Source organism: Microcoleus sp. Pol8_D6, assembly GCF_036700965.1.
In the GTDB taxonomy this organism is placed as follows: domain Bacteria; phylum Cyanobacteriota; class Cyanobacteriia; order Cyanobacteriales; family Microcoleaceae; genus Microcoleus.
In genome coordinates, this window is sequence record NZ_JAUBPW010000003.1 from 1 (window position 1) to 18,155 (window position 18,155).

The window sequence follows — 18,155 nt, forward strand, 5'->3', positions numbered from 1 at the left end:
AATCGCATCTATCACGGGATGGGATTATATTCTATCGGCACTAAATACTGTAGCATAATTTTGGAGAATTGGTATTACTTTCATACAATCGTCCTTTTGCTAGAAGTGCTATTGTAGCATATTTTTGGAGAAGTGGTATAACTTATATCAGGCATCATTCTCAATCACCTGTTTAGCAACGGGCAAGATGCCCGTTCCACAAGAAAATGGAGTTTTCAAGAACGGGCATCTTGCCCGTTCTTGAAAACTGTACAACCTATGACTATCAACCTAGGCGATCGCCAAAATACTTCTGATACAACCGACATCTCGGAATGCAATGATTTACATCCAATTTCACCAACCCCATACTATTTAACTTAAACCCCAATTCTGACCTCAATCTAACTGGCTGGGAAACACTCACAACCTCTCTCATCGCCTCCATTAATTCCGAATATTTCTCTAAATTCCATAAATGCCGCCGCAAATGATCGCTATAAATTCCCGCTTCAGTTGCAGATTCTTTCACTAACCGATCTAAAGTCACATCTTGACGCGAAATATGATACATTCCTAGTCGCACTAAATAAGGATTTCCGCCCACTAACCCCATCAATTCTGCAACTTCATTTCCACTCCAATTCAATCCGTGTCGCGCTGCTAAGTCTTGGACTTGCTGGGAATTAAACTCAGGCAATTCAATCGGCAATCCCACATTAAACGGCGATTTATTCACATCCAGCGGAATATATACTTCCGTAGAATGCACCACAATCAAACGAAACTTTTTCCAAATATCTCGCCGTTTTGCTTCTTCGTGTAAAGCGCGCAATAACCCAAAAAAGTCGTCGGCAATTTCCGGCGATTCAAACAGGCGATCACTCTCATCTAAGCCTAACGTCAGAGGTTGTGAGGATTCTGAAAGCAAATACTGTTCAAAATAAGCCTTGCAGCACTGATTGCTGCCAATCAAATCGGCTAATTCCCAACACTTGGGCAACTGCTCCAGCATTCCTAACTCTTGACCGATGCTAGCACAAAACCACTGCAAAAATGTATCTGAACTAGCGAATATTTTCCGATTTGCTAGATGAAAACTCAGCGCTACCGTGCGAGAACCTTGCTCTTCTGCATGATGCAAAATCCTCGCCATCAAGGAAGTTTTGCCCATTTGTCTGGGTGCTTTTATGCGGATGAGGGCTCCCGGTTGGGCGATCGTCTCGTAACAGCGGGATTCGATCGGAGGGCGATCGATATAAAAACAAGAAGCTATTTCAACTTGTCCTCCCGGCAATTCTGGCGGTGCTGCTGGCAGGGGTTGAATTATTGACTGTTTGGTGCTAGTAATTACTTTCCATTCTACAGCTAACTCATGGTCGGCAGTTAAGGATGTGCGACCTTCTTTGATAATCGTTAAAATTTGTGATAATAACTTAAATGAGTCGCCAACACCGCGCCACAGCCAGGGCTGAATTCCTGCTAAATATCTCAGTAAATCAAAAGAAAGCGGTGTATTTAATTCAAGTAAAATCGGTAATATTGTGGGTTTATGAGCAGTTGAATTGTGCAGTTCTTTGGCTAGCTGCACTTGTTCCAATATCATTTCGCTAGCCGCCGATTCTTGGGAAATCAGCAACAGCAAATAATCGCAACTCTTTAAATATGAAGCTGAGTCGCTGCTGTTGTTAATAAAAAAGACTTCGTGGCCTCCCGCACTCAAAGCTTGGTGTAACTGCTGGGAAAGGGTGTTGTTTGAGGTTGATCGATGGTTGGCGTTAGCGAAGCGATCCGAAGCAAAGCCCTCGAAGACGATCGCCACTTTTGCCCTCAGCAGCACTACCTCGTCTGGCTCTGAATTCGCCTCAAAATCGGCTATATCGCGCCATTCCTGCCCCAATCCGCGACAAATTTCGATGAAATTGGCATAATCCACAGGTTTGCCATTCAGAAAATGACTGACAGTAGATTGGGCCATCCCTAAATCCTCAGCCAGGATTTTCTGACTGGGGAAGCCATTTCTCAGGAGACAGGATTTAACTGCGCGAATGCACTCTTCGCGCACCCTTAGCGATCGTGGCATTGCTTATCACAATCAAAACACTGAAACCATCATAAATGCCAACCGTACCTAAAGTCGATGAAAAGTCGATGAAAAGTCGATGATTTTTCAAATAACTCAGTCGCCAACTCAAATAGCCACCTGATTAGATTAGAAATAACAAGGTTGAATCCCATCAAAACGAGGTAAAAGCATTGTGTATTCTATCTTAATTTGGTCGCTGGCGTCAGCCACTAATCAACCAGGTTTCGCCTTCACCCCGCCCCTATTCTGGTTGGTGATCGGAGTTGTGCTTAGTGTGATGGAGCTATTAATTATCAAAACTCAGCCCCAAAAATACAGATTTTACCTGCTAATGATGGGAGCTTCGGCTTTAATTGAAGCCTTTATTTTGTGGAGAGGATCTGTAGCATTTCAGTTTAGTTGGGCGAACATAATGTATGAAGATTTTGACTGGCAAATCTTCTACTGGATGGGGATAGCCCTCGCGCTGAGCATCTGGATTAGACCAATTTTTATTGTTCGCAAAAAGTTTGTCATTCCCGAAGCAACCGAAGCAACAACAATCTCCGAAATTTTCCCCGGAGAAACCGGAATGGTGATTTATGAAGGGGCTTCTTGGAAAGCTCGCAACGAAGATTCCCAAGGGGCGATCGCACCCAGACAAAAAGTTTACGTTTTGCGCCGCGAAGGAAACACGCTGATTGTTGTACCTGACAGATTAATTCATATCAACAGCTAAATCTGAGTTAGCTCTTTTGTGACTCGGCGATTGAAATCGCTTCTTGCCAAACACAGTCCCTCTAAGAGACTAAGAAATCATCACTATCAACTGTCAACTGTCAACTGTCAACTGTCAACTATTTACCAGGAGATTCACTATGTATCAGTATTTTTTGACGGTATTGTTTGCAATCACCGGAGTATCCTTAGCCAACAGCGTAAAAATTGTCCGTCAAGGAGATGAGGCATTAGTTGAAATTTTCGGAAAGTATGATCGAAAAAAGCTCGAACCGGGTATAACATTTTTGATTCCCTTTGTCGAAACAGTCGCCTATAAACAAACTCTGCGCGAGCAAATTTTAAACTTGCCACCGCAAGAATGCACAACGCGCGATCGGGTGGCCGTCAATGTTGATTTTATTGTGTACTGGCGAATCATTGACTTAGAAAAAGCTTCCTACAAAGTGCAGAATCTCAAGGAAGCGATGTTAAATATGCTGATTCTTTCAATTCGCACTCACCTTGCTAAATTATCTGTTGAGGAACTCTACACGGCTCGACATGAGATTAATAATGCTTTAGTGGAAGAGTTGGATACAACGACAGATCCTTGGGGTGTGAAGTTTACGAGAGTGGAATTGCGCGATTTTGCGATCGGCAGCAAAGTGGTTCAGCCCACATCCATTGACAGGAAAGAAGTACAAAAGCTGCGAGCTTAGAGATTAGTATTTTCTCCTTTTTCTCGTTACCAGGCTCTGCCTGGTAACGCAGAGTCCGAGGCTCTGCATCGCCGACTTTAATTCGCATTGTATATACCATATAAGGAGACAAAACCATGACTAAATATCAAGAATCAAGTATTAGTAATTCAGGTTATAAAGGTTGCGGATGCTTATTGCTTTTAATTGGCATTGGAGCAATTGGTGCGATCGCTCTGCCATCATTTCTGAATAGTACCCATCAACCTATGATTTCAGAAGCCAAACAGTATGTTGGCTCAATGAACCGCGCACAGCAAGCCGTATTTATAGAAAAAAGTGCTTTTGCTACTTCTGTCGATGCTTTGGGAATTGGGATTAAAACCGAGACAAAAAATTTCAAGTATTCAGTTCGCGCCACTAAGAAAGCAGCATTTAATTATGCAGTTTCAAAGCAAAAAGACCTTAAAAGCTATGTCGGTGGTGTTTTTCTGGTGCCTGCTAAAAACTTTGAGCCAAATGCTGCTAAAGAGGAAAGAACTACAACCTCCATATTGTGCGGATATGATTCTCCCGGTACAATTAAACCAGCGGAACCCACCTATGAAAATGGTAAAATTGATTGTGGTAAAGGCACAACACAAGTGACCAGATAATCTCACTATAGGTAAGCTTATGACAGTCGATTACCACTATCAAATCGGCGGCAGTCTCCCGCAAAATGCACCTACTTATGTAGTGCGACAAGCTGACTCAGAGCTTTATCAAGCCCTGAAAGCCGGAGAGTTTTGTTACGTGCTCAATTCCCGACAAATGGGCAAATCCAGTTTGCTGGTGCGAACTGTACAAAAACTCTCGGCTGATGGCATTGCCTGTGCTACGATCGACCTTTCGGACATTGGCAACCAGCAAGTCTCTCTAGATAAGTGGTACGGCGGCGTCGCTTACAAACTCTTGTGCAGTTTCAACCTGTTTAACCCAGTCGAGTTTATGACTTGGTGGCGGGAGAGAGAGTTGATGCCGCCGGTGCAGCGCTTAGGAGAGTTAATTGAAGAGTTGCTGCTGGTCAAAATTTCTCAAAACCTGGTCATTTTTATTGATGAAATTGATAGCGTTCTGAGTTTCCAAGAACCGTTAGACGATTTTTTTGCATTAATTAGATGTTGCTACAATAAACGCGCTCACAATTCAGAATACCAGCGCATTACATTTGCTTTGCTGGGAGTAGCTACGCCATCGGATTTAATTAGCGATGCAACTCGCACACCCTTTAATATCGGTTTAGCTATTGAATTGCAGGGTTTTAAGTTACAGGAAGCCCTGCCTTTAGCAAAGGGGTTTGAGGGAAAAGTAGACAATCCTCAAGAGGTGTTAAAAGAAATTTTGGACTGGACTGGAGGACAGCCATTTCTGACTCAAAAGCTTTGCAAGCTGATTCTACCCCATTTAAAAAGCTTAGCGTCGGCTTCTATTATATCAGATTCAACGGATGAAATCAAAACTAAAAAAAATACTACAAATCACTTATTAATTAGCAAAATAGTGCAATCTAATATTATTGATAATTGGGAATCATCGGATGAACCGGTACACATCAAAACAATTCGCGATCGCCTTCTCAGAAGTCAGCACCACGCCAGTAGGTTATTAGGACTCTACCAAAAAATATTGCCACTTTCAGAACCCCCCGATTGTAGGGGCGGTGCCCCCGTACCCGCCCTGGTAGGAGGAATCTGGGCGGATGATACTCCCGAACAAACAGAATTGCGGCTGAGTGGGTTAGTAGTAAAACGAGCCGGCAAATTAACCGTATCCAACCGCATTTACGCAGCTATATTCAGCCATAACTGGGTAGAAAAAGCACTCGGCGACTTGCGCCCCTATGCTGAATCCCTAACAGCATGGATAGCTACAAATTGTCAAGACGAATCTCGCTTGTTGCGCGGTCAAGCACTGGAAGATGCCCGACAGTGGGCGGCAAATAAAAGCTTGAGTACCCAAGATTATCAATTTTTAGGTGCGAGTCAAGAAGCGGAATTTGCAAAATTGCGCGATCGCGAAAAACAAACTCAAACAGAAATTGAACAACTGCGCCGCGAAAAAAAGTTACTAGAGGAACTAAGCGAAGCACAAAAGCAGAAAAAAGCGATTGCAGTTAAACTTTGGCGCGAGCAACAACTGAGAGTGCAAACAGTTACAGGAGCCGCAGCCATATTAATATCAATCCTGATAGTAGCTTTTTGGGTTAAACCGTCAATCGAAGAAAGAAACAACAAAATTCTCACTCTCAGTTTGCTATCTGAAACGCTATTTGCTGCGGATAAAAAAGAAGAAGCTTTGCTAGAAAGTATCAGAGCTGTTACAGAAATGAAACGATCGCTCGGAGTGAGTTCAGATATTCAGATGCGAGTGGCGATCGCCCTCGAACAGGCAGTTTACAACTTTCGGGAACGCCGCCGCTTGCAGAGTCAAGCGAGTACCCTTGCTTTCGTGAGTTTCAGTCCCGACAGTCAAACAATTGTGACTGCTACCGATGATAATTATATCAAGCTTTGGCAAAATAATGGCACTTTGCAAGCAAGTTTGACAGCGCATACTGATAAAATTAGAATGGCAATTTTCAGTCCTAGCGGTCAGATACTCGTCTCTGCAAGCAACGATAAAACAGTCAAAATTTGGCAAAGAAATGGCGAATTGATTCACAATTTAAAAGGACACAGCGGTCAAATAACAAGCGTTTCTTTTAGTCCAGATGGTAAAATCATTGCTTCAGCAAGTACCGATGGAACATTTAAACTATGGAAAACAGACGGTGAAGAATTCTTAAGTTTAAAAGTGGAGCGAGGTTGGATAACCAGCGCAAATTTTAGCCCAGACGGTCAGATAATTGCTGCGGCTGGCACAGATGGCACTGTTAAACTTTGGAGTTTGAGAAAGGTTACGGAAAAGTTGCAAAAACAGCAGTCAATCGAAGCCAGCACCGATATCAAATTGCTCCGAATTTTACAGATAGAAAGTGATAAAATTATGAGTGTAACTTTCAGTCCAGACGGAGCAATGCTGGCGACTGCAAGTGCTGGGGGAACTGCGAGAATTTGGAGCAAAGACGGCACACCGCTAAGTACTTTAAAGCATACAAGTGGAGTGACAAATATCAGCTTTAGTCCCGACAGTCAAATGTTGCTATCTGCAAGCACAGACAAAATGCTGAGGCTGTGGAACATTGACGGTACATTGCTCAAAACTTTAAAAGGTAACAAGGATGCTGTGTGGAGTGCGACTTTTAGTCCAGACGGCAAAGTGATCGCTAGTGCTAGTGCTGACGGTACGGTGATGCTGTGGAATTTGAATCTTGACGATTTGTTGCTGCAGGGTTGCGATGGAGTCCGCAATTATTTGCAGACAAATCCGATTGCAAATCAAAACAATCGCCACCTCTGTGACGGGATTGGAACTCAGTCGGAACTCACGCAAAAAAAACCTGGTTAAGATTCAAAAGCTTAAGTTTAGCAGAAAAGTATTTTGGCAAAAACTAGCTTTTTGACCAAGAATTTCTTGATGGTACCCGCCACGTAATTTATCCGTGGAATCAATCCAAAATCTAAAATCGAAAATCCTCAAGCCCCCGCATTTATCGGTGGGGTAAATCTAAAATCTAAAATCTAAAATCGATTGACCGCCCCTGCGTCTAGGGCTGATATCGTTACAATTGGTAGCAGCTAATAGGTAATAGGTCAACCCGATCGGTGTATTCAACTCTAGAACAAAAGTACCAGCGCCTGCAAAAAGACTTAAGAAACGGAGTCATCGCCCTTGGTGGCATTTTCTGCACGGGTACTCTCTGGTATTGCCTGGTGGAAAAATGGTCTTTGCTCGATGCCGCTTACATGACAGTATTTACCCTAGCAACTGTGGGCTACGGTGAACTTCAGCCCCTCGGTCAACGCGGGCGAATATTTACTATATGCCTGATTTTGATGGGTGTGATTGTGATAGGTTTCATCGTCAACCGCTTTACAGAAGCGCTGATTGAAGGATATTTTCAAGAAGGAGCAAGAATTAGGCAGCAGCGACGATTGGTAGATTCTTTGATCGGGCATTACATTCTCTGCGGTTTTGGGCGCACTGGCCGCCAAATTGCCTTGGAATTTCAGGCAGAAAACATCTCTTTTGTGGTGATAGATTCGGCAGTACAGTCGGTTGAGGCAGCTTTGACGCTGGGGTACATGGCTGTCCAAGGAGACGCGACTTTGGACGAAATTTTGCTGAGTGTAGGGATCGATCGCGCAATTTGCATAGTAGCAGCTTTGCCTTCGGATGCCGAGAATTTATACACTGTCATGTCGGCGAAAACTCTGAATCCGAAGGTGCGGGCGATCGCCCGCGCCACCACAGAAGAAGCCGTAAAGAAGTTGCAGCGGGGCGGCGCCGATGCCGTCGTATCCCCCTACATTACCGGGGGAAAGCGGATGGCTGCGGCTGCTTTGCGGCCTCAAGTTATGGATTTTTTAGACGGTGTTTTGACCGGCACCGATAGTTCTTTTTACATGGAAGAATTTCTGGTCGATCCCAATAGTTGTGTCTACGTCGGGGAAACTTTGAGAGATGCCAAGTTGCGATCGCAATCGGGGGCCTTGATTTTAGCAGTGCGGCGCGCTGGCGGGACTTTGATTGTCGGGCCTACCGGAGAAACTGTGATCGAAGGAGGAGATATGCTGATTTGTTTGGGCACTGCTGAACAACTGCGAACTCTCAATCAAATCCTCAGTCCCCTGAGTTTTCGCCTCCCCCGGCCCCCGAACTAATACGATGTCATATCAATTCCGGTTGCAGTCCTCTTGACTGTTACTGTTGACTGTTGACGGGCGGGTCGAAAAACTGAATTGTTGAGTGTTAAATGTTGACTCGATTTTATTATTCCGATGCAACCGGAAACGATATGAGATCAAATCCCTTGGCATCGTCGTGTATTCATCTCTCTCTTCCCTTTCTCTGTATCCTCTGTGTCCTCTGCGGTTTCATCATTCCGATACAACCGGAATTGATATGACAACTGACTGTTTGGACATTTGAACAATACCGATGCAACCGGAAACGATATGAATTTAAAAAATTCATAATCTCCACCACACAAGGATTTAGAGCAAATAAAAATGCTCTCGGCTATTTTGCCGAGAGCATTTTTGATCCCTTAAACTGCGTTTTGCTCACAGTTTGATCTCACTCATAGACGAAAGCGTAGACAAAAATCGCTGAAACCCAAAGCCGATGGTGGGATTTGAACCCACGACCGTTCGATTACGAATCGAATACTCTACCCCTGAGCTACATCGGCACAGACAATTTTGAATTATAGCACAACCTAAGCGAAAAAAGCAAGGAGTTGTAGAATTTAATTCACAACTCCACAACTCCTAGCTCACCAACAGTTAAACGGTCACTTCCGCATCAGTTGAGCCACCTCTGGCCCCGGAATAAACTAAACCCCGCTGCATATCCAGCGTCAGCATAGTTCCGTCCCGAATTACCCGCGTGGCATTCTTGACGCCCACCATCACCGGCACGCCCAAGCGCAAACCGATAATCGCCGCGTGAGAAGTCAAACTGTCCTCCTCCGTCACCACACCTGCGGCTTTCCGAATCATCTCCACAAAAGCGACGCTTGTGTGTTCCACTACCAAAATTTCTCCAGGGTGGAAATTGCCTACATCCGCAGCAGTGCGAGCAACCCTGGCCAGGCCACTCACCGAACCCAAACCGACACCGGTTCCTTTTCCTAAAACTGCTGTCACTACTTCAACTTTGATCAAATCCGTCGATCCGGCAACCCCTTGCAGAGTACCGGCGGTCATCACAACTAAATCTCCGTCGCACACTAACTCTTTTTCCTGGGCGACTGTCATGGCAGAGTGAAATGTCTGGCCGGTGGAGGGCAAATCGAGCACCAGCAAGGGTTTTACTCCCCATACTAATTGCAGTTGTCGGGCTACGTCTACGTGAGGAGTAACTGCCAAAATCGGAGTTTTCGGTCGGAACTTCGAGACATTGCGCGCTGTGGCGCCGGTTTTGGTCAGCGTCATGATGGCCGCAGCGTTCAATTGTTCGGAGATTTGGCTGACTGCTTGGCTGATGCCGTTGGGGATCGATCGACCAATATCTTCTACATTCCTAATATTCCGTTTAATTCCTTCCCTCTCCATCCGCACCGCAATTCTCGCCATCGTCGCCACCGCTTCGACGGGGAACTTGCCGACAGCAGTTTCATTCGATAGCATCACTGCATCAGTTCCGTCAAGAATCGCGTTGGCCACGTCGGAAATCTCGGCGCGGGTGGGACGGGGATTGTTGACCATGCTGTCGAGCATCTGGGTAGCGGTAATTACCGGAATACCCAGGCGGTTGGAGGTAGCAATCAGCCGCTTTTGCAAAATCGGCACGTCTTCGGCGGGCAGTTCCACTCCCAAATCGCCGCGGGCGACCATCACGCCGTTGCAAAGGGTCAGAATTTCCTCCATTTGTTCGATCGCCTCGTGCTTTTCGATCTTGGCAATCACCGGTACTTGCTTGCCCGCACTGGCAATGAGCTCTTTAATTTCGAGCACATCTTGGGGATTCCGCACAAAGCTCAGGGCCACCCAATCGACACCTTGGTCGAGGCCGAACATTAAATCTTTGCGGTCTTTATCAGTCAGCGCTTTAATTGACAGGTAAACTCCCGGAAAGTTCACGCCTTTGTTGTTGGAAAGCGGCCCGCCGACGACGACGCGGCAGTACAATTCCCGCGCCGCGCGGTCTACTTTTTCTACCAGCATTTCCACTTTGCCGTCGTCAAGCAGAATCACTGCTCCCTCTGGAACTTCGTCTGCTAGGGGGTCGTAGGTGACGGAAGAAATGAGTTCGGTACCTGGAACTTGGCGACTGGTGAGAATGAAAGGATCGCCGTTTTTGACAACTATAGAGCCTGTCTCAAAGCGCCCTAAACGAATTTTCGGCCCTTGGAGGTCTTGGAGGATGGCAACCGGCTGGTTGAGTTCAAAAGACGTTTGCCGGATTAAGCGAATGCTGCGCTGGTGGTCTTCTTCTGTTCCGTGGGAAAAGTTGAGTCGCAAAGTTGTGGCACCTGCTTCTATGAGCTGGCGCAGCACTTGTGGGTCGGAAGTTGCTGGGCCAATGGTGGCGACGATTTTAGTCCGGCGTAGGGCTTTTGGCAATTGCATCAGCGGTGTTCTGGGGAGGCAGGTGGATTTCTTGTTTAAATTTCGGCTAACGTTTCATCTTTGCACTACAAGCAATGACGCTAGTCTCAAGTCTTAAAAATTTTGATAGTCGTCAAAAAAGCAGGTATTGAACAATATATAGAATATCTGACTTTTTACCGATCGGTAATCTTTTCTTGGGGAGCGCCCTTTTTTGCAAATTTTTCCGCTCTCAGGCTTGACATAAATACAGACATACCCATTGATTTTGTTTCTTCTGCTGAGTTCTTTTGGCTAATCTAGGACTGGTATCCTTGTACAACAGCAATACTTTGTTGTTTGTGCAGACGCTAGTGTCTGGCGATCGAACTCTGTTCTTTCATAAAACTTTACTATTGTCCGGCTTGTATCTTATACTACGCAAGAGTGAAATATTAAGGAGTCTTAACAAAGATGTCGGAGGCAGGACGGCCGCTGACAGTGCCGAAAGAGTTTCTGAGTCCTCCCGGTGACTTTAATCCGACACTGCTGCTATTTTTGAGTGCAGTAGCGATTATCGTGATTTCTTACTTGGGTTTCTGGTATTGGGAATGGCCCCAATGGTGCTGTTTTTTATTGAACGTGTTGGCTTTGCACATGGCTGGAACTGTGATTCACGATGCGTCTCACAATGCGGCCCATCGCGATCGCACAGTTAATGCTATTTTGGGACACGGTAGCGCGCTGATGTTGGGTTTTGCTTTTCCGGTGTTTACACGGGTACATATGCAGCATCACGCCCATGTCAATGACCCAGATAACGATCCAGACCATTATGTTTCTACGGGCGGGCCTTTGTGGTTGATTGCTGCGAGGTTTTTTTACCACGAGATTTTCTTTTTTAAGCGCAAACTGTGGCGGAAATACGAATTATTGGAATGGTTTCTCAGCCGTTTGTTTGTGATCGCGATCGTGTATATCTCGATTCAATACGGCCATTTAGATTACGTCCTGAATTTTTGGTTTTCTCCGGCTTTGGTGGTGGGGTTGGCCTTGGGGTTATTTTTTGATTATTTGCCGCACCGTCCGTTTCACGAGCGCGATCGCTGGAAAAATGCCAGAGTATATCCGAGTCCGATTCTGAATATCTTAATTTTGGGGCAGAATTATCATCTGATCCATCACTTGTGGCCTTCGATTCCTTGGTACAATTACAAGCCTGCTTATGAGGCTGTCAAGCCGCTGTTAGATGAAAAGGGTTCTCCTCAAACTTTGGGAATATTGGAAGGGAAAAAGGACTTTTGGAGTTTTATATATGACATTTTTTTAGGGATTAGGCTGCATCACAAGAAAGCATCTGATTGACAAAAAACCCGGTTTCTTTGAGAGGCCGGGTTTTTTTATAATAAAACCTTTTAACCATATATAGCAATCCTAAATCATTCAAATAAATTTGTAGGGGTAGTGCCCCCGTGCCTACCCCTATCTATCGGGGCAACCACGGGGGAATTGCCCCTACAATAATTACGCAAATCATTTAGGATTGCTATATACCCAGGGGTGGTTTTTTAATGTATCAAGTCCCGTAAAAAATCAACCCACCTATAATGGTGAGTTAACTTTTAAATCAAGCCCAAAGTGAATCTATAGTGAATCTATTACTTTTCTCCAACCACCGCCACTGCTAAATTCCTATCCGGGCGTAAATTTTGAGCTCCCCGCAAATAAGGATGATAAATTTCAACGTGTGTCGGCCAATTGACGTGAATTAAAAACCGGATGCAGCGTTCCAAAGCACCCTCAACGTGCATTTGCTGGACATCCAACAAAGGAACATTACACCAGTGAGGACGTTCGCGGGCGATCGCGGCCGGAAACACAGCATCTAAATCGCGAGTAGCAGAAAACGTAGCACTAATAATTAAATCTGGATTTATATCATTTTTTGCTTCTAATTCATCTAACAATTCTCTCACCGCTTCTCGAATTGCTGCCACCGAATTCTCGCTAGCAGTAGTTGCCCCACGAATCCCCCGCACTTGCCACTCCACGCAAATTTCCTCCATATTTTTGTTATTAGTCAGTTGCTAGTTGTCAGTTGCTAGTTGTCAGTTGCTAGTTGTCAGTTGTCAGTTGCTAGTTGTCAGTTGCTATAGCAATCCTAAATCATTCAGATAAATTTGTAGGGGTAGTTCCCCCGTGCCTACCCCCTATCTATTGGGGCAACCACGGGGGGATTGCCCCTACAATAATTACCCAAATCATTTAGGATTGCTATAGTTGCAATTACCCATTACTAATTACCAATTACCACTGTCAACTGACTACTGCCAACTGCCAACTGACTATTTAATCACGGGCGATACATCCACAGCGGCAAACCGCTAGTAGAAAGCTCGAATTCCAGCACATTATTGTAAGCTGAAAGCCCGGATATATCCAGACTACTCCCCAAGACGCGATTTAGGAAAGGTTTTTGTTTTTCTAGGGTGCAAGACTCGGTTTTTTCCGGGTCGAGGCCTGCGAGTTCGGCGGCAAGGCGGCGAGCGTCCTCTTCTGTTCCCAGTCGATCGACCAAACCCAATTCTAAGGCTTGCTGACCGGTAAAAACCCGACCGTCTGCAAAACTTTTGACTTTTTCAACAGCCAATTTCCGGGCTTCAGCAACGGTTTCCACGAATTGCTGGTAGCTGGTGTCGATCAAGTCTTGCAGAATTTGCTGTTCAGGATCTGTCAATTCTCGATCGAATGCCAAGATATCTTTATACGGCCCCGATTTAATCACCTGAAAAGAAACGCCTACTTTTTCTAACAGCCGTTCTAAATTGTTGCCCCGGATAATCACGCCAATGCTGCCGGTAATTGTACCCGGATTAGCAATGATATGCTCGGCTCCCATGCCGATGTAAACTCCGCCAGAAGCTGAAATATTGCCAAAACTGGCAACAATTTTGACTTTTTCGCGCAAACGCTTGAGTGCGCTGTAAATTTCCTGGGAATCGCCGACAGTGCCGCCGGGGCTGTCTATCCGCAGCAGCAAGGCGGGAAATTTGCGTTCTTCAACGGTTTTGAGAGCTTCTAGCACTCGTTTACGGGTTTCTCCGGCAATGGCTCCGGTGATTTCGATACGGGCGATTTGTTTGCGGTAGCGGGGCTTGAATGGCCAAATCATGGGCAGTTTTCGGGCAATGTTACGGATTTTTGTAGCTAACTTCTTATAGTGTGCCTTATTCATCGGGGTAGATGTTGTGCCTGTGTTCGCAACAGGCAAGATGCCTGTTGCACAATCAAGCAATTTCTTGTGGAACAGGCATCTTGCCTGTTCATAATTGCCACAACAGGCAGGATGCCTGTTCCACCTTGATTTTGTTGTGGAACAGGCATCTTGCCTGTTCATAATGGCCGAGATTTGTGCGATCGAATTTAACTCAACAGCGATATATAATTGTAAAAATTGCTTAACAAAACTACATCCTTCTCGTGAGAGCCACTCTCATCAATTATTTGGAGTCTCCGCCATGCAGCTAAAGCTTACCGATTCAAAATTGCCTTTTGCCCCGCTGTTGCTAATTGCGCCGTTTTTCCTGTGGGGAACCGCGATGGTAGCCATGAAAGGCGTGATGCCGCACACAACGCCGCTGTTTGTGGCATTCGTGCGTTTAGTACCTGCGGGCGTGTTAGTGCTGCTGGCGGCCGCATTCATGGGAAAACCACAGCCGCAGGGTTGGAAAGCTTGGCTGTGGATTTCGCTGTTTGCTTTGGTTGACGCTACTTTGTTTCAAGGCTTTTTAGCTGAAGGTTTGGCGAGAACCGGTGCGGGCTTGGGTTCGGTGATGATTGACTCTCAACCGCTAGCTGTGGCGATTTTGTGTTTGTGGCTGTTTCAAGAAAAAATTGGTTTTTGGGGCTGGTTGGGATTAGTGATTGGCGTAGTCGGCATCAGTTTAATTGGGTTGCCGGATGGCTGGATTTTGGGGCTGTTTCATCCTGAAAACGTGCAGGTTTCTGCGGGTATCGAACAGTTATTTCAGGGTGGAGAATGGTTGATGCTGTTGGCGGCTTTGTCGATGGCTGTGGGTACGGTTTTGGTGCGCTGGGTTTGCCGTTATGTTGATCCGGTGGTGGCGACTGGTTGGCACATGATTTTGGGCGGTTTGCCGCTGTTGGCAATTTCGGCTGCAACTGAGTCCGAACAGTTTGTGAATATCGACTTTTCGGGCTGGATGGCGTTAGGTTATTCTACCGTGTTCGGAAGTGCGATCGCCTACGGTTTATTCTTTTATTTTGCTTCTACCGGCAGTCTAACCAGTTTAAGTTCTCTTACCTTTCTTACGCCTGTATTTGCGTTGCTATTCGGCAATTTGTTCTTGGGCGAAGTCCTCAATCCGCTGCAATCGATGGGAGTTGGGCTGACTTTGGTGAGTATTTATTTGATTAATCAGCGGGATACTTTGGGTGAGAAATTGCGAAAAGTGCGGCACGGTGAAGCGAGTGCAGAAGTTGAAGCAACAGGATTGTTAGAGTCGTCTGAGTTGAATTCTGTAGAATTACCCGTGCAGTTGCGGGTTAGCGAATTGGAATCAGAAGTGTAGCAGGTGGAAAAGTTTAGGCAAAATTGCCTAAATTTACCACTCGTCTTCTAAAGGAATAACAATTTTCTTGCTTTCAATCTCTACTACAAAACTTGTCAAACTGGGATTGTGTTGGTAACAATCCATCAAATCTCTATGCTTTCTATATTTTTCGGAAATTTGCCGATAATATTGAGGCTTTTTAGCGTCAATTGTAAAACCATCTTTTTTATAAAGCTGCTTATTTAACGTACCTAAACAATTCTTGAAGTGAGATTTTTTATGGTCTTTATAATAAAGTGGCAACAACCAACACTCAATAGAGTGTACTGATATAGCCCAAATAATTCGCTGTTGACATTGACTGTAGAAATATTCGCCAATTATTTCCTCTTTAAACTTTTCGATAACTTTTTCAATCAACTCTTTAGGAGTAAATTCGCCATTTTCATCTCGCTGTGGGATATCATAACCATGCTCTTCTGAAACATCAGTATCTATTTGGATAATTATATAGTCATTAAATTGAAACGCTTCTTGAAAATCTTTTAAACGGCAATAAGCAAAAACTTGACTCCAACTACCATAACCTTTAAATTTGTTTTCATCTTTTTTATCTCTTTCTGGTTGAAGCGGTCTAATATCTAGATCGGGATTCTTGAAATATCCTGCTAAAATATTTTCAATCACAATCTGGTCAGTCAATCCCTCAGTAATTAATCCAAAACTAATCATATTAAAAATTCTTAGGAAGTCCTCCGATATAGCCCCTCAAAAAAGCCTCGGATAATTTTACAGGTTCCTGTCCTTCGAGAGGTTCAGGTTTGAGAATGCGTCTAGCTTTAGTATGCCCTAATTGGTTGCGGTAGATCACAAACAGCCGCTGTTCATCATCACCTAAATCTAAACCGTCCAAAACTGCCGGGTTGTGAGTTGTAAAAATTACTTGTTTGTCGTGTTTTTTTGCTAATTGGACTAATTCTTGCATTAATCGGCGGCACAATCTGGGATTGAGAGAAGCATCAATGTTATCTATTGCAAAAAAATTAGGTGTGAGATCGCTAATGAACAAGGCAAAGTAAAAGAGTAAAAATAAAAAGCCTTCATTAGAACTTCTTTGGTCGAAATAACTTAAATCTGCATCTAAGTACCTATCTGTGATTTGGATAGAAGTTTGCATTGCTGCTAAATTCTGAGGAACTTGAAAATCTTTAAACCAATCTATCAATTGCAGATTTTCTTTGATTTGATTGAGTTTATCTTGTTTTGGGTCGGCGCTCAAGACATTTATAAGTTTAAATAAGCCTTCGCCATTAATGCCTAACGGTTGAATTTGCCCTTCTTTTTCAAAAGTTCGTAACGCTGGGTTTTCAGGAGAGTAAATTATAAATTCATTTAACTTAAGTATTGGAATAAATGATTCGGCATCCTTTTTAAAGCTTGAGAATACTTGTTTGGAAAGCTCGGTTTCTTCTTCTAAGAGAGATTTTAATTTGTTTTTTCCCCCATATTTTTGAATAAGCAAATTAGCAGCATCCTTTATAGAGGTTTCAGTATTGGCTAAAAAGTTCTTGCTAATCCACTGAGAATAGGGAGAATTATCATTTTGTAAAATACAACTAAATTGTTCTTTATCATTCTGTCTTAATTCAATGCTGATCTCTTTAGTAAGATTATCTTTTTCAAAAGCCGATCGCATAAATCGAGGTTCAGTCACTCGAATCCCCCGTGCAGCTAGGAACTCATTATCAAGTTTATCATTAGCAGCCGCAGAAGCCAGGGCAATCGCCTCTAGGATGTTGCTCTTGCCGCAACCATTTTCCCCAATCAATACGGTGACTCGTCCTAATTCTAGCTTCAGCTTTTGAATGGACTTATAATTTTCGATTCTGACTTCTCCAATCATAATTTAATCCCATATAATCTTAGTGTACTCATTGTATCTCCGATCGCATGAATCTCAAAGAACGCTTGCACAGCCATCTGATTCAAATTGTACGCGATCGCAACCCATACCTCGCATCCGAAGGGCATTTTTATACTCAGCAATACATCCGCGAACAGTTGGCACAGTGGGGAACTGTAGAAATTGACGATTTTTCGGTGCGCGGCCGAATTCATCACAATTTGATTTTGGATTTACCCCCCCTCAGTCCCCCCCTTGCTAAGGGGGGGAAGCAAGAAGAATCACCCCTTGCTCAGGGGGAGAAGCAAGAAGAATCACCACTTGCTAAGGGGGGGAAGCAAGACAATGTAGGTATTGAAAAGCAGATTAAAAAGCGGTTGCCACCGATCGTAATTGGTGCTCATTACGATACTGTACCCGGAACACCTGGGGCCGATGATAATGCTACTGGTGTTGCTGTTTTGCTGGAACTCGCAAGGGATATCGCATCTGCGCCACTCACATATCCCGTGCAATTAGTCGCCTTCGATATGGAAGAATACGGTTGTTTGGGAAGCCGTCATCATGCAGCTAAATACAAGCAACAGCAAAAGTCAATCCGGTTAATGATTTCTTTGGAAATGTTGGGTTATTGCAACCATAATCCTAATTCTCAAAGCTATCCCGCCGGCTTGAAAAATTTTTATCCAAATAGTGGTAATTTTATTGCTTTAATTGGCACTTTCCGGACGGTTCCCGATTTGATTAATTTGAGTGGCAAAATTCGCAAATCTGGTCAGCCCTGCGAGTGGCTGCCGGTGCCGAATCGAGGTTTAATTGTGCCGGATACTCGCCGCAGCGATCATGTTCCTTTTTGGGATAATGGTTATCCGGCTATCATGGTGACTGATACTGCTAATATGCGAAATCCGCATTATCATCGAGAAAGCGATAGGATTGAGACTTTGGATTTGGATTTTCTGGCTGGTGTTTGTCAGGGGTTAGTCCAGGGCATTCGACATCTATAATTAACGCGAGTGATCGCCTGCTAGTTTGAGCTAC

Annotated in this window: 14 protein-coding genes and 1 tRNA gene; 8 read left to right on the forward strand and 7 right to left on the reverse strand. The window is 44.5% G+C overall.

Annotated elements, in window-relative coordinates:
- Window positions 1–265 precede the first annotated feature (265 nt).
- Window positions 266–2,062 (reverse strand): AAA-like domain-containing protein, encoded by a 1,797-nt coding sequence (locus QUA10_RS01865; protein ID WP_333080922.1) that lies wholly within the window; start codon window positions 2,060–2,062, stop codon window positions 266–268.
- 175 nt (window positions 2,063–2,237) lie between these two features.
- Here QUA10_RS01865 and QUA10_RS01870 point away from each other — a divergent pair, with 175 nt between their 5' ends.
- From QUA10_RS01870 to QUA10_RS01890, 5 genes are all read left to right on the forward strand, one after another.
- Window positions 2,238–2,783, forward strand: a complete 546-nt coding sequence (locus tag QUA10_RS01870; RefSeq protein ID WP_333080920.1) for an NfeD family protein — start codon at window positions 2,238–2,240, stop codon at window positions 2,781–2,783.
- Window positions 2,784–2,922: 139 nt separating this feature from the next.
- Window positions 2,923–3,483, forward strand: coding sequence for an SPFH domain-containing protein (locus tag QUA10_RS01875; RefSeq protein WP_333080919.1), 561 nt, complete (start codon window positions 2,923–2,925; stop codon window positions 3,481–3,483).
- 116 nt (window positions 3,484–3,599) lie between these two features.
- Window positions 3,600–4,118 carry a type IV pilin-like G/H family protein gene (locus tag QUA10_RS01880; RefSeq protein WP_333080918.1) on the forward strand — a complete coding sequence of 173 codons (519 nt, stop codon included), beginning with the start codon at window positions 3,600–3,602 and terminating at the stop codon, window positions 4,116–4,118.
- Window positions 4,119–4,137: 19 nt separating this feature from the next.
- Window positions 4,138–6,951, forward strand: coding sequence for an AAA-like domain-containing protein (locus QUA10_RS01885; RefSeq protein WP_333080917.1), 2,814 nt, complete (start codon window positions 4,138–4,140; stop codon window positions 6,949–6,951).
- A gap of 257 nt (window positions 6,952–7,208) precedes the next feature.
- The gene (locus QUA10_RS01890; RefSeq protein WP_333080916.1) at window positions 7,209–8,267 is read left to right on the forward strand and encodes a potassium channel protein; all 1,059 of its coding nucleotides are present in this window, start codon (window positions 7,209–7,211) and stop codon (window positions 8,265–8,267) included.
- Between the two features lie 458 nt (window positions 8,268–8,725).
- Here QUA10_RS01890 and QUA10_RS01895 read toward each other — a convergent pair.
- Window positions 8,726–8,797: transfer RNA gene (locus QUA10_RS01895), tRNA-Thr, on the reverse strand.
- Between the two features lie 94 nt (window positions 8,798–8,891).
- Window positions 8,892–10,679: a pyruvate kinase gene (gene pyk / locus QUA10_RS01900; RefSeq protein WP_333080915.1), complete on the reverse strand. Its 1,788-nt coding sequence runs from the start codon at window positions 10,677–10,679 to the stop codon at window positions 8,892–8,894.
- Window positions 10,680–11,111: 432 nt separating this feature from the next.
- Between pyk and crtR the strand changes: the two genes are divergently transcribed.
- Window positions 11,112–12,002, forward strand: coding sequence for a beta-carotene hydroxylase (crtR, locus tag QUA10_RS01905; protein WP_333080914.1), 891 nt, complete (start codon window positions 11,112–11,114; stop codon window positions 12,000–12,002).
- Window positions 12,003–12,295: 293 nt separating this feature from the next.
- On the opposite strand, the gene aroH is transcribed toward crtR, so the two are convergent.
- Window positions 12,296–12,703 (reverse strand): chorismate mutase, encoded by a 408-nt coding sequence (gene aroH, locus QUA10_RS01910; RefSeq protein WP_333080912.1) that lies wholly within the window; start codon window positions 12,701–12,703, stop codon window positions 12,296–12,298.
- A gap of 287 nt (window positions 12,704–12,990) precedes the next feature.
- Window positions 12,991–13,809 (reverse strand): signal peptide peptidase SppA, encoded by an 819-nt coding sequence (sppA, locus tag QUA10_RS01915; protein WP_333080911.1) that lies wholly within the window; start codon window positions 13,807–13,809, stop codon window positions 12,991–12,993.
- A 346-nt stretch (window positions 13,810–14,155) separates the two neighbouring features.
- Here sppA and QUA10_RS01920 point away from each other — a divergent pair, with 346 nt between their 5' ends.
- A complete protein-coding gene (locus tag QUA10_RS01920; RefSeq protein ID WP_333080910.1) occupies window positions 14,156–15,229 on the forward strand; it encodes a DMT family transporter in 1,074 nt (357 codons plus the stop codon).
- A 33-nt stretch (window positions 15,230–15,262) separates the two neighbouring features.
- Here the strand turns inward: QUA10_RS01920 and QUA10_RS01925 are convergent, their stop codons facing one another.
- Together QUA10_RS01925 and QUA10_RS01930 are read right to left on the reverse strand one after the other, a co-directional pair.
- Window positions 15,263–15,943, reverse strand: coding sequence for a phage tail protein (locus tag QUA10_RS01925; protein WP_333080909.1), 681 nt, complete (start codon window positions 15,941–15,943; stop codon window positions 15,263–15,265).
- 1 nt (window position 15,944) lies between these two features.
- Entirely contained in the window at window positions 15,945–17,114 is a 1,170-nt protein-coding gene (locus QUA10_RS01930; RefSeq protein ID WP_333080908.1) for an AAA family ATPase, read from the reverse strand.
- A gap of 47 nt (window positions 17,115–17,161) precedes the next feature.
- Between QUA10_RS01930 and QUA10_RS01935 the strand changes: the two genes are divergently transcribed.
- Window positions 17,162–18,121, forward strand: coding sequence for a M20/M25/M40 family metallo-hydrolase (locus QUA10_RS01935; protein ID WP_333080906.1), 960 nt, complete (start codon window positions 17,162–17,164; stop codon window positions 18,119–18,121).
- The last annotated feature ends 34 nt before the right edge of the window (window positions 18,122–18,155 follow it).